The sequence below is a fragment of the Kordia algicida OT-1 genome (genome assembly GCF_000154725.1).
Taxonomy (GTDB): domain Bacteria; phylum Bacteroidota; class Bacteroidia; order Flavobacteriales; family Flavobacteriaceae; genus Kordia; species Kordia algicida.
On sequence record NZ_DS544873.1, the window covers coordinates 4,224,806 to 4,238,610 of the forward strand.

Below are 13,805 nucleotides of genomic sequence, written 5' to 3' on the forward strand. Positions count from 1 at the left end.
TTTAGGGCGATAAAAAATAGAATTTTTCATTTCTTGGAAAAGCTTACATATTAATCCTATAAATATATGCAAAACATATGATGTGTTTTTGCCAAAAGTTGTATTTTTGATAAAATTTTGTCAAAACAAGACAGGAAGTAAAAAACATGGATAGATTTTCCTTTTTAAATGCAGCGCATACAGCATACTTTGCTGAATTATACGATCAATACTTACAAAACCCAGATAGCATAGAGCCAAGTTGGCGTGCTTTCTTTCAAGGATACGACTTTGGAACAGAAACCTACGGAGAAGAACAAGAAGCTTCCCAAACGGTGTCACAAGTAGTCGTTCCAGAAAATGTAAAGAAAGAATTTCAAGTGGTAAAACTCATTGATGGCTATCGTACTCGTGGACACTTATTCACCAGAACAAATCCTGTACGAGAAAGAAGAAAGTACGAGCCAACATTAGCTTTAGAAAACTTTGGACTAAGTGAAAGTGACTTAGACAAATCTTTTGAAGCTGGCGAAATTATCGGTCTTGGAAAAACAACACTGCAAAACATCATCACACATTTAGAGCGCATTTATTGCGAATCTATAGGTGTGGAATATATGTACATAAGAAAACCAGAGCAGATTGAGTGGATTCAGCAACAGCTGAACAAAAACGACAATCATCCAAAGTTTTCAACCGATCAGAAAAAACACATTCTCAAAAAGTTGAACGAAGCAGTTTCGTTTGAAAACTTCTTGCATACCAAATATGTAGGGCAAAAACGTTTCTCACTAGAAGGTGGCGAATCCTTAATTCCTGCATTAGATGCGGTTGTTGAAAAAGCTGCAGAAAAAGGTGTGGAAGAATTTATTCTTGGAATGGCACACAGAGGTCGTCTCAATGTGCTAACAAATATCTTTGGAAAATCAGCCAAAAACATCTTTAGTGAGTTTGATGGAAAAGACTACGAAGAAGCAATCTTTGATGGTGATGTAAAATATCACTTAGGATTAACAGCTGATAGAACTACCGATTCTGGAAAGAAAATAAGCATGAATATTGCGCCAAATCCTTCGCATTTAGAAACGGTTGGAGCAGTTGTGGAAGGAATCGCTAGAGCAAAACAAGACAGACATCATGCAGACAATTTTTCAGAAGTATTGCCAATTGTAATTCACGGTGATGCCGCAATTGCGGGACAAGGCTTGGTATATGAAATTGTACAAATGTCGCAACTAGACGGTTACAAAACTGGTGGAACCATTCATATTGTCATTAACAATCAGGTTGGATTTACCACAAACTATCTAGACGCACGTTCTTCTACCTATTGTACAGATGTTGGAAAAGTAACACTTTCTCCAGTATTACACGTAAATGCAGATGCTGCAGAAGCTGTTGTGCATGCCGCCTTATTTGCGTTAGAATACAGAATGACATTCCAACGTGACGTATTTATTGACTTATTAGGATATCGTAAATACGGACACAACGAAGGTGACGAGCCGCGTTTTACGCAACCAAAATTATACAAAGCCATCTCAAAACACAGCAATCCGAGAGACATCTATGCGGAAAAACTCCGCAATCAAGGTGTCATTGATGAAAACTATGTACGAGAACTAGAAAAAAAATACAAAGACTCGCTAGAAGAAAAACTAGAAGATTCTCGTAAAGAAGAAAAAACAGTCATCACACCATTCATGCAAGATATCTGGAAAGACGTAGGTTTGGAAAGAGTAGACGAAAATGAAATGGCAAAAGAGGTCGATACAACCTATCCAGAAGAAAAACTAGCACAAATTGCCAAAGCGGTTTCCAAATTGCCAGAAGACAAAAAGTTTTTGCGTAAAATCAATAAGATTATTTCTGATCGTAACAAGATGTTCTTTGAAAGAAATGAAATCGATTGGGGAATGGGAGAAACCTTAGCATACGGTTCTTTACTTGAAGAAGGATTTGACGTGCGTATCACAGGGCAAGACGTAGAAAGAGGAACGTTCTCGCACCGTCATGCGGTTGTAAAAGTTGAAGACTCAGAAGAAGAAATCAAATTACTCGATCACGTAGCAGAAAATCAAGGAAAATTCTACATATATAACTCTTTACTATCAGAGTATGGAGTTGTAGGTTTTGATTACGGATATGCCATGGCGAGTCCAAACACGTTAACCATTTGGGAAGCGCAATTTGGAGATTTTAGCAATGGAGCGCAAATTATGATTGACCAATACATTTCTTCGGCAGAAGACAAATGGAAAACACAAAACGGATTGGTCATGTTACTGCCACATGGATATGAAGGTCAGGGAGCAGAGCATTCATCAGCACGTATGGAACGCTACTTGCAACTATGTGCAAAAGACAATATGTATGTAGCCGATTGTACAACGCCAGCAAACTTTTATCACCTGTTGCGTCGTCAAATGAAGGCAAGTTTCAGAAAACCATTAATCGTATTTACACCAAAAAGTTTATTGCGTTTACCAGCAGCAGTTTCACAAATAGATGACTTTGTCAATGGAAGTTTCCAAACGTTAATTGATGATGTAGATGCAAAACCTGAAAAGGTAAAAACATTGGTATTCTGTACAGGGAAATTCTATTATGACTTATTAGAAGAACGTGAAAAACAAGGTAGAAAAGAAGATGTTGCTTTGGTTCGATTAGAACAATTATTCCCATTGCCAAAAACAAAAATTAGAGAAATATTAGCAAAATATACAAACGCAGACGATATTGTTTGGGCGCAAGAAGAACCTAGAAACATGGGAGCGTACAGTCACTTATTAATGCACATGGATGAAGTAAGAAACTTTAGAGTTGCCTCTAGAAGATTCTACGGAGCGCCAGCGGCAGGAAGTGCAGTACGATCAAAACGTCGTCATGCGGAAGTAATTGCATATGTTTTTGATAAAACTAAAAATAACATGCGTTAAGGATTGTATTTCGACTTAGCTCAATAAGCAGTGCAGTCTTTTACAATACAAAAACTCAAACAAAGGTTGCTGAGCTTGTCGAAGCAAACGCCCAAAAAAAGTAAAATAAAAACTAAAATATAGAACACGATGATTTTAGAAATGAAAGTTCCTTCGCCAGGAGAATCCATCACTGAAGTAGAAATTGCAGAATGGTTAGTACAAGACGGCGATTACGTAGAAAAAGACCAAGCAATTGCTGAGGTTGATTCTGATAAAGCAACCTTAGAGTTGCCAGCAGAAGCGAGTGGAACAATCACCTTAAAAGCCGAAGAAGGCGACGCGGTAGAAGTTGGACAAGTAGTTTGTCTAATTGACACAAGTGCAGAAGCACCAAGTGGCGACGCTCCAAAGGAAGAAAAGAAAGAAGAAGCGCCAAAAGCGGAAGCTCCTAAAAAGGAAGAAACGCCAAAAGCAGCAGAACCTGCTAAAACATATGCTACAGGGAGTGCATCTCCAGCAGCTAAAAAAGTATTGGCTGAAAAAGGAATGAGCGCCAATGAAGTAAAAGGAACTGGAAAAGACGGTCGTGTTACTAAAGATGACGCTGTAAAAGCACAACCAAGCATGGGAACACCAACAGGTGGAACGCGCGGAAGTGAACGTAAAAAGCTATCAATGTTGCGTAGAAAAGTTGCGGAACGTTTGGTGTCTGCAAAAAATGAAACGGCTATGTTAACAACGTTCAACGAAGTTGATATGTCGCCAATTTTTGCATTGCGTAAACAATACAAAGAAACATTCAAAGCAAAACATGGTGTAAGTTTAGGATTTATGTCTTTCTTCACACTAGCAGTTGTTCGTGCGCTTAAATTATATCCTGCTGTAAACTCAATGATTGATGGAAAAGAAATGATAAGCTATGATTTCTGTGACATTAGTATTGCAGTTTCTGGACCTAAAGGATTAATGGTTCCTGTGATTAGAAATGCAGAAAACTTATCATTCAGAGGTGTAGAATCGGAAGTAAAAAGATTGGCAATTCGTGCGCGTGACGGACAAATTACAGTTGATGAAATGACAGGAGGAACATTCACAATCTCAAACGGTGGTGTTTTTGGAAGTATGTTATCAACACCAATCATCAATCCGCCACAATCAGGAATCTTAGGAATGCACAACATTGTAGAAAGACCAGTTGCTATTGATGGACAAGTGGTAATTCGCCCAATCATGTATGTAGCATTATCATACGATCACCGAATTATTGACGGAAAAGAATCTGTAGGTTTCTTAGTAGCAGTCAAAGAAGCATTAGAAAATCCAGAAGAATTATTAATGGACAACAATGTTCTAAGAGCATTAGAATTGTAAACAGTAATTCTATAAATAAATCAAAGCCATTGCCGAAAAGCAGTGGCTTTTTTGTTGGAAATAATCTGCAATTTTACTCAAAAGAAATTAACTTTTTTTAAGAATCTATATATTGTCTTATGTGTTGATTTTTAGTATCTTATACAGTCAAAATCAATCCGCCATGAAAAAGATCATTTTTATACTTTTTTTGCTCATCACAACTGTAGTTTCTGCGCAATATCAAATTACTATAGATGCATATTTGCTTGATAGGGATACCAAAGAGCCAATTCCGTATGTAAATGTGCAATGTATAGACAAAGATTTGCAGGCAGTTACAGATACTTCTGGGAAGTTTACGCTGACGTTTGATGAAGACAGCATTTTAGATGAAGATCGTTTTCAATTTAAAACCAAAGGATATGATTTGATTACCGTAGAAATGTCAAAGTTGAGTAAATACTTAAGGGTTTCTAACAAAATATATCTTCATCCCAAAAAAGAAATTTCGAAAGTAAGTACCATCAAAGGAAATGTATTTACCGAAAAAAATATGTCTATTCAAAATGCTTCTGTACGTGTCAAAAACACTTTTACGGAAGTGCAAACTTCATTTGATGGTTCGTTCGAAATTCCTGCAAAAATAGGAGATACACTTGTTGTAGAATATCTTGGAATGAGCGAAAAAGAAGTAGTGGTTACAGATACAATCATGATGGATGTAAAATTAAAACCAAATGCAGAACTTTTAAAAACAGTAATGCTAAAAGGAAAAAAACAGGAAAAGAAAAAACGTTATTTTGATTCTGGATTCGGTCCTGTAAATCTTGAAAATTACGGAATTGGTCAAGTATTGACTTCCGAAGATATTGGACCACAACACATTTATACTTCCGATATTTTGCGTGGAAGCGTAGCAGGTTTATTTGTGTACAACGGCGGCGCAAACACACGACCAAAATTTGCTATTTCTCCACGACAAAGTTTACGAGGAATGAAAGCAACTCCAATACAATCATTCTCACAAACTTTAATGCTTATCAGAGGAGAACAAGTGCAAGTATATTATGATGGTTTTCCATTCCGCGGAAGCGTGGACGATATTGAAATTCGTACCATTGATAATATTGTCGTTCTAAAATCGATCAGTTCTACCATATTATATGGCGGTGTACCAACAATTTTAATTACTTCCAAAAACAGATTCCAGAAAAGAGATGAAGAAGGAAAAATTATCGACAGCGCATTGCTTACCAATAATAACTATAACGAAACAGTTCCGTTACTCGCAAATAATACGGAAAAACCAGCATACATTACAGCACTAGAAAATGCAAAAACGTATGAAAGTGCACTGAAAATTTACAATACGCAACAACAAAGTAGCAGTAATAAAACCATCCCTTATTATATTGATACAGCAGCATATTTTAAAAAGTGGAATGACGAAAAAGCTGTGGAAGTATTGCAAAATATTGAAACATTAGCGTACAACAATCCTAAAGCACTAAAAGTGTTGGCGTATAAACTTGAAGAATTGGAACGCTTTGAAGAAGCAAAATTGATCTATCAGCGTATTGCAATCTTATTGCCAAATGCAGCGCAATCGTATCGCGATTTAGCATTGATTTACAAACGTTCAGGATATTACCAACAATCTCTAGATTTATATGTAAAAATGCTTACGGATTCTTTTGAAAATGTCAGTTTTGTAGGATTGGAAAAAACACTTGTCAGCGAAATGCAACATTTATTGCGTAGACACAGAAGTGAAGTAGATTATAAAAATATTCCATCAAACTTACTCACAACAACCTTTAAATATGATGTTCGTGTTGTTTTTGAATGGAACAAACCTGAAGCTGAATTTGAATTGCAATTTGTAAGTCCAGAAAACAAAGAGTACACATGGAAACATTCGGTAGCTGAAAACAAAGACCGTTTATTTGATGAAGTAAAAAATGGATATCACACAGAAGAATTCATCATTGACGAAGCTTTAACGACTGGCGAATGGATGATAAATGTAAAAAATTTAAAAGAAGAAAAAGCGTTCAATCCAGCTTACCTAAAATATACGATCTACAAAAATTACGGAACACCCAATGAAGAACGTTCAATAAAAGTGGTGAAACTCTACAAGCAACTGCAAAAAGTAACCTTAGATAAAATAACATATCAGTTAGATCAGTAAAATGAACTTTTAAATCACTTCAATCTAAAAAACGAAATAAAGTGCAAAAATTGAGTTTACAATAGCATATATAAATTCAAACACAAACCTATAATTAACAAGATGGTTTGTATGGCAAATAAAATAGTAACTCGTTTATTGTTTTGATTAAGGGAAGTCATCACAAATATAGTTTGGTTTTTCAATGCTGTAAAATTCATCAAAAGAAACGTGCCAAACAATACGTAAAATTACCTGTTTTAGTGAAACTCAGTATTGAAAAGCCAAAATGCGCATTCAATACTGTTAGTTAAACTAACTCCGTCGCAGGACGGAGTCTTAAACTAACGTGAGTTTGACGTAAGAATTTTAGTTTGAAACTCTTCTTTTCCGCAGTATAGCAGGAGTTTTTCGTTAAAAATTTTCGAAGCCACAACATTCCGAAATCTAAGTTTTCTATCAAAGATATTATAGTTTTTGGGGAGTACTTGGAAAATAATTCTGAATTATTAGAAGTAAGCTGAGATGTATGACCTTAGCAGAAAAATTTTATAATTATACTAAATAAAAATGAAATTAATCACTTTTCAACGTTCATACATTATTAATGACGCTTATTAACAATTTTAAAAAGTAGAATTAAAACTTCCGTATATTTCTCCTATTTGGAATAATAACAGGAAGTTTTAATGAAAGTAACAGCAGTTTTTTATAGAAATAAGTATTGGTATGAAGTTGAAATTCATCGAACGGACAAGAGAATTGAGCTTATCAAGACTTATGCTAATTCAAAATGGTCTCAAAAGAATAAAAAATGGCTGTTTCCTAAAAATGAAGCTTCAAGAACATTTCTAAAATCTATTGCAAGGCAATCAAAAAAAGAAGTTACATTTATTATTCTCAAAGGAAATAGACTCCGCATCACTTGTCATCCTACACAAAAAGGAATTAAGTTTATTAAATCCCTTAGCTATTATTACTATAATTCAGCATATAAACATTGGACAATTCCCTATACAGAAATCAATACTGACACATTGGAATCGATACTTGAAAACAACTATAAAATCAATTACATTGACAAAAGAGAAAAAAGAGCTAAAAAGTCCTGTAAAACCAAAGTATTAAGAGAACATCAAAGAGATTGTCCTAACATTGTAATTGATAAATTAAAAGCATTGCGTTACAGTGAATCAACCATCAAAATTTACAAAAGTTTTCTATCAATTTTTTTTACATATCACTATGCTTATGAACCTCAAGAAATTACCAATGAAATGATTAGGACGTACATGCGCTATTTGGTTCAAGAAAGAGAGATAAGTGAATCCTATCAAAATCAAATGATTAATGCCATAAAATTCTATTATGAAAAAGTTTTAGGAGGAAAACAGCAAACCTATTTTATAGACCGTCCAAAGAGAAGCAAGCCATTACCTATTGTACTTTCACAAAAAGAAACTATTCAATTACTCAAATCTATTCCCAATTTAAAACATAAGACTATTTTAACTGTAATTTATAGTTGTGGTCTGAGAGTTAGTGAACTCATTGATTTAAAATTATCATCTATTTATTTAGAAGAAAATAAAATACATATTGTAGCTGGTAAAGGAAAGAAAGACCGTTACGTGACTTTAGCGGTTAGAACTAAGAAACTCATAAAAATTTATATAAAAAAATATGCTCCAGAACACTATCTAATCGAAGGGCAAAAAGGAGGGAAATATGCAACATCAAGTATTCAAAAATTTATAAAGAAATATAGTAACGAAGCAGGTCTTACAAAAAATGTAACTCCTCATACACTCAGACATAGTTTTGCAACTCATTTATTAGAAAAAGGAATCAGCCTACGATATATACAATACATATTAGGACATCAAAATTCAAAAACTACAGAAATCTATACACATATTACACAAACGGGTATTGAAAACATTAAAAATCCGTTGGATGATTTTGACTTTAAGTAAGAAAATTGTAGTTTTAAAATAACTAAATTCTTAAATAAAAATAGGTTTGGTTATAGTAGAAATATACCGAATTCGGTATATACGTACGTTGCCCACAATTAAAAAAAACGCCTGTGAATACTAATACACTAAAAAAAGACACATTATGTTTATGATTCCTTTAGGGTTTGTGATGTTCGCCATCATAATATATATTTTAGTTTCAAATAAACGTGCTGAACGTAAATTGATAAGTGAAGCACGTTCGAAAAAACCAGTAAGAAGAGTTACAGTAGATAGTTTGCCAAATAATCAATTTCCAAAACAAAATAGTAGTTCATATGTAATAAATGAAATTTTCAATACAGAACAAAAATTGGCAGTAACTGCTTGTTTAGAAATGATTTCATCTGTTGGAAGTAATAATGTAAATACTGCTAAAAGACAATCTCAAAAAATTCTGATTGCTAAAATTTTAAGCAAAGATTTTAATTTAGACCAAGAGCGTTGGAATAGTTATTCAAATGATTTAACACCTTCTTCTGTTCAAGCAACAATGCATTCCCTCGATTCAAAAGGAAAAAGATTTTTCTTCTCATTCGTTTTTGATTTATTGGCTAAAGGTGGTATTCCTTCTCAAAAAGAGATTATGGTAGCGGAAAATATTTGTGAAAAAGTCGCAGGAATATCAAATTATACATTTGAAAAATTTATGGACGAAACAGATAATATGTTAAATTCATTTAATTAAAAATAAATATGTTCAAAGAAAGATTAAATATAAAGTTCAAAGAGTTTTACGAAGCGAAAGACATTGTTTCAGCGAAAGAACTTTCGAGTGAAATACTAAATATGCTAAATGAAAAGGGACTTATTGTTTACGAAAAAATAGCTGGATATGATAGTTTGTATATTCAAGTATTTGACAAATATCTTTCTAAATTCGGACTTGAACCAAATCCATTTTATAAGGAATTAGATTTTATTCGTTTTGGTTTAATTTCTCAATTCAAACACGACAAATGATTGAAAAAATCGTTTGACGGAATATAACTGTGGGCAACACCGTATAAAATTAATTGCTGGTTTTAGCCTACTTACGAAAGTCCTCGCGGACTTTCTATCTGTGATTTATTTGCTAAATTAGGTTCTTAAAACACGCAACTAATCTTATACAACAACGTTAGCCACAATAAAAACCAACCATTCAAAATATGTCATTTGAAAGAACAATTAAAGTAGCTTTTGACAAAATATCAGGTGAAATTCTTGAAGCAAATGAGGTTTTTGAAACTGCGAAAAGCGGATTTGAAGTCCGAAAACAATTTCATAAAGACGAAGTTGAATTATACTGTTGTGAATGCACACAGAAACTTAATGTTTCAACAAGTAAGAATGACCGACTTCATTTTAAACATCAGCCAAAAGCAAAATATTGCCTTTTAAAAGATTCAAAGTTTTCACCAAAAGAAACAGACGAATTAACGAAAATTTATAAATCCAAAGAAAGCGACAGACACAAAGAATTAAAAAACAAAATTGCACAAAGAATATCAAAAATAAAAGGTGTTTCTTCAATAAACGTAGATGATAAATTTATTATAAACGATAATGAAAAAAGAAAGCCAGATGTCTTTTGTGAATACAAAGGCAAAAAATTAGTTTTTGAAATTCAGCTTTCAGATTTATCGTTAAGATATATAATTAGTCGTTACGAGTTTTATAAACGTAATGGAATGTATCTAATATGGATACTTGACAATTTTGATGTTCAAGGTCAAAATCAAACAGAAAGAGATATAAAGTATTTAACAGAATATCAAAACTTCTATAAATTAGACGAAAACACGAATGATTTTAGACTTCTTTGCACATATAAATTTCCTTTTTTAGTTGAAAATAACAAGTTACTGACCAAATGGATTGAAAAATCAATTAGCCTTTCACAATTAAAATTTGATAAAGAATTATATCAAGCCTATTATTTCGACTTCAAGAAAAAATTAGAACTTAAAGAAAAGGAAAGACTAAACAACATTAAGAAAGAAGGAAAAGCTGAAGCCGAAAGAAAAAAAGCAAGAAAATTAAACAAGGCAAAAGAAAAAGCTGAAGAAATTATTGATGATTTAAGGTATTTATGGAAAACTGAATCATTTTATTTTAAACCAATAAAAGATAGAATTTTTGAATTAAACGAATTTGAGTTAAAGATACTTAACGAATCAAAAGCATTTAAAGAAGAAGAAAATCAGCCTAAAATTCATAAATGGTTTTCTATAGCAAAAAGAAACAATTACCACTTTTTAGAATTTATGCTTGACTGTCAATATCTTGACATTGATGTGAATAAAAAATCCAAAGAGCAAAAAAGTCTATTTCAAACATTGTTTGAAAATAAAGAATTAGAACACGGAAAGTATTTATCAAGATTAATATTAAAAAGAGGTTATGTTTTTACAAAAACTGACGAGCCAATTATTCAAAATTGGTACTCAACAGAAAAAGAAAAACAATCTGAACTATTATTACATTATCTATCTAATAAACTAAATAGCAAATATTTAATAGACAAGTTATTTGAACATCGAAATTTAATTTGTACAATTGAGAGTGCAAAGAGAAATGAAATTATTGGTTTTGGTTTTAAACCAAATCAATGGATTGCTTTTGCAAATAATGCAGTCCATTCATATAAAGAATATTGGGATTACATAGAAATAGCATTTAAACATTACGGAATTTGGGATAAACTAATCGAATTAGATAAGAAAGGAACTTTTAATAAAAAAGTAACTGCATTTTATGAAGAAAGACCAAAAGCAAAATTTGATTGTGATTTGCTTTTTCAAATTTTATATCCCGAATTGAATAATGAAAATTACTGTGGCTAACAACGTGTATAGTTAATTGCTACTAAGTGCGTACTTTTGAATTCCTGCGGAATTCAAACTATTTGTGTACTTGATATTTAATCGCTAAATTTACGCAACTAACCATACACAAACTCGTTGCCTTTCATTAAAAAAGACAAACTTAAAATTGAGTGAAAAAGACGCTTAAACTGCTGATTTCTCACGCTGAACTCAAAAAAATAAGTTAAAATCAAATTAGAATACAGAATTAGACACGTGATTTTTTTTGCGATTTATGAGTACGATTTTGAATTGAAAAATAGAAGGCTGATTTCGACTATTAAACGCGGATTAAAAATGAGTGACGATTCTAAAAAATACGCTGATTTGAAAGCTAACCATGAATAGTGGAGACGATTTTTTTTATGGATTTTTACAGTCTGAAATGAAATTTGAACTTTAAGAATTTAAAGGGCAAAAGAAAATCCACTCAGAACGCAAAGGAGATTTTTAGCAAGTGTATGGAATTAAACGATGAATTTACAGAAACGTGAATAATAAACGAAAAGGCAACACTGTGTATAAAACATAGCTGGTAATTGAGAAACTAGATGTTTGTGCTTATTTATTAAGTCCACCAAATCTTTGATTTGGTTCTTTATTGTTGACAAAATAATGTCCAAATCAAAGATTTGGCTAATTGATTAACTAAAAAATTTTTATATATTTATACGCTACGATTTATACACGGAAACGTTGGCTGTAATGTAAAACGACATTTGCGAAAACAAAGAAAATGACTCAATCTGAACTTATAATTTTAAATTTTACAGAAATAAGGAGAAGAAGTATAAAACTTTGGAATGGACTACCTGAGAAATATTATAATTGGAAACCTGACGAAAAAGCAATGAGTGCGTCAGAAATGATAAGACACGTTTTGGAGGCTGATTATGGATGGAATATTATTATTAATCAAGGTGATATGACAAATTATAAAACACCTTGGGAAAACCGACCATTCATTAACGTAACTGACGAACTTGAATTTGCGGAACCTTATAGAAAAACATTTATAGAAAGTGTATGGCAATTTTCGGATACGGAATTAAACGAAGCCGAAATCATTCATCCAGGGAACGGAGAAAAGAAAATACTTGGAAAATATTTATTGCGGATTGGATATCACGAATCAGTTCACGCAGGACAATTTTTGTCGTATTTAAGAGCAATGAAAATTGATAGACCAAAAATATGGGATTGAAAAAACACTACAGCCAACACTGGCTATAAGTAATTGCTTAGGCTTGGGCTACATCTGAAAATTTCTGCGAAATTTTCAGTTTGGTGTGTACTTGCAAAAGTTGTACCTTAGTCACGCAACTACTCATAGCCTAACCGTTACCCAACATTTGACCAAAAAATGAGAATAAGCCAATTTCAAAAATATTCGCAAAAAGAAAATACCGTCACAAATAATGTCTTGTTGATGCTATCAAGATTAAATGACCTAAACATTGGCTATTACAAATCAATAATCGAACGACTAAACGAAGGCAATATCCAGCAATATTATTATCCTCAACCAATTTTCACTCAACAAATCGGAATGAAAAAGGGGATAATAGACGGACATATTGAAGTAAAACCCTCAAAAATAGTTATTGAAACAAAGTTAAATAGTACTGAATTTATCGATAAATTAATTAAGTACGGCAAAGTATTTAATGAGAATAGTCAAAATCAACTTTGGCATTTAAGTTCGGTTAAATTTAATGACAGTGAGGTAACAGAAATTAACACTAGACTTAAGCAGTCATATCCAAAACTGAATATTCAATTCAATAATTTACTATTCAATGATTTGCTTGAAAATTTAGAAGGCATTTATGAAGAGAATACTCACGATATGGAATTGCGACTACTTCTTGACGATTTTAGCAATTATTGTATTGAAAGTAATTTAATATCTGACGAGGAATATAAATTGTTGTTTGTGCCAACAGGCTTTTCATACAATTGGAACAAAAAGCATAAAATATATTATTGTCCAACTCATTGGCACAGTCAAAAATTTAAGTTCTTTGGTCTTTATAATTGGAAATCTGTTAGGACAATTTCTGAGATTGAAACAACAATTATTGCGGACTATGATGCTGATACAAACAAATTAACTCTTCATAGCAAAGGTCATACGGATGACCAAATAAGTCGATTGAAAAAAGGACTTACGGAATTGGATGAAAACCATTATGGATTAAAATATTATATTTTACCTGAACGAAATACATTTGATACTGACTTTAAGAAAATTTCTCGTGGAGGAATTCAAGGGTATAGATATAAAGACCTGCGAGACTTTTTGACACTCGGTGAATATACTGACGTTGAACGCATTGCAGAGGAATTAAGAAAAGTAAGATGGAAATAAAAACGTTGGGTAACAACGTATATAGCTCATAGCTAATTAGTTGCTTATTCGAAGTTAAGGCATATTTGCAAGTCCGCCAAATTTTTTAATTTGGCTTATTGAGAAAAAAGATAATAAGAAAATTAAAAAATTCGGCTCGTG

9 protein-coding genes are annotated in these 13,805 nt (G+C 32.5%); all 9 read left to right on the top strand.

All coding sequences use genetic code 11. The features are described 5' to 3' along the window. The first annotated feature begins 146 nt into the window (after positions 1-146). On the top strand, positions 147-2,918 hold the full coding sequence (locus KAOT1_RS18075) for a 2-oxoglutarate dehydrogenase E1 component (protein WP_007096331.1): 2,772 nt from the start codon (positions 147-149) through the stop codon (positions 2,916-2,918). Positions 2,919-3,047: 129 nt separating this feature from the next. Then, positions 3,048-4,271: a 2-oxoglutarate dehydrogenase complex dihydrolipoyllysine-residue succinyltransferase gene (gene odhB / locus KAOT1_RS18080; protein ID WP_007096332.1), complete on the top strand. Its 1,224-nt coding sequence runs from the start codon at positions 3,048-3,050 to the stop codon at positions 4,269-4,271. A 163-nt stretch (positions 4,272-4,434) separates the two neighbouring features. After that, positions 4,435-6,447 (top strand): carboxypeptidase-like regulatory domain-containing protein, encoded by a 2,013-nt coding sequence (locus tag KAOT1_RS18085; protein ID WP_007096333.1) that lies wholly within the window; start codon positions 4,435-4,437, stop codon positions 6,445-6,447. 668 nt (positions 6,448-7,115) lie between these two features. Beyond that, a complete protein-coding gene (xerA, locus tag KAOT1_RS18090; RefSeq protein WP_007096334.1) occupies positions 7,116-8,402 on the top strand; it encodes a site-specific tyrosine recombinase/integron integrase in 1,287 nt (428 codons plus the stop codon). A 151-nt stretch (positions 8,403-8,553) separates the two neighbouring features. After that, positions 8,554-9,132, top strand: a complete 579-nt coding sequence (locus KAOT1_RS18095) for a hypothetical protein (RefSeq protein ID WP_157560177.1) — start codon at positions 8,554-8,556, stop codon at positions 9,130-9,132. An 8-nt stretch (positions 9,133-9,140) separates the two neighbouring features. Next, positions 9,141-9,407: a hypothetical protein gene (locus KAOT1_RS18100; protein WP_007096336.1), complete on the top strand. Its 267-nt coding sequence runs from the start codon at positions 9,141-9,143 to the stop codon at positions 9,405-9,407. Positions 9,408-9,595: 188 nt separating this feature from the next. Next, a complete protein-coding gene (locus KAOT1_RS18105; protein ID WP_007096337.1) occupies positions 9,596-11,272 on the top strand; it encodes a DUF6035 family protein in 1,677 nt (558 codons plus the stop codon). Positions 11,273-12,029: 757 nt separating this feature from the next. Then, positions 12,030-12,497 (top strand): DinB family protein, encoded by a 468-nt coding sequence (locus tag KAOT1_RS18110; RefSeq protein ID WP_007096338.1) that lies wholly within the window; start codon positions 12,030-12,032, stop codon positions 12,495-12,497. Positions 12,498-12,656: 159 nt separating this feature from the next. Next, a complete protein-coding gene (locus tag KAOT1_RS23595) occupies positions 12,657-13,664 on the top strand; it encodes a hypothetical protein (protein ID WP_007096339.1) in 1,008 nt (335 codons plus the stop codon). Positions 13,665-13,805: the final 141 nt, after the last annotated feature.

Coding starts and splice junctions, on each gene's coding strand:
- KAOT1_RS18075 (WP_007096331.1), top strand. CDS start 147: ATGGATAGATTTTCCTTTTTAAATGCAGCGCATACAGCATACTTTGCT.
- odhB (WP_007096332.1), top strand. CDS start 3,048: ATGATTTTAGAAATGAAAGTTCCTTCGCCAGGAGAATCCATCACTGAA.
- KAOT1_RS18085 (WP_007096333.1), top strand. CDS start 4,435: ATGAAAAAGATCATTTTTATACTTTTTTTGCTCATCACAACTGTAGTT.
- xerA (WP_007096334.1), top strand. CDS start 7,116: ATGAAAGTAACAGCAGTTTTTTATAGAAATAAGTATTGGTATGAAGTT.
- KAOT1_RS18095 (WP_157560177.1), top strand. CDS start 8,554: ATGATTCCTTTAGGGTTTGTGATGTTCGCCATCATAATATATATTTTA.
- KAOT1_RS18100 (WP_007096336.1), top strand. CDS start 9,141: ATGTTCAAAGAAAGATTAAATATAAAGTTCAAAGAGTTTTACGAAGCG.
- KAOT1_RS18105 (WP_007096337.1), top strand. CDS start 9,596: ATGTCATTTGAAAGAACAATTAAAGTAGCTTTTGACAAAATATCAGGT.
- KAOT1_RS18110 (WP_007096338.1), top strand. CDS start 12,030: ATGACTCAATCTGAACTTATAATTTTAAATTTTACAGAAATAAGGAGA.
- KAOT1_RS23595 (WP_007096339.1), top strand. CDS start 12,657: ATGAGAATAAGCCAATTTCAAAAATATTCGCAAAAAGAAAATACCGTC.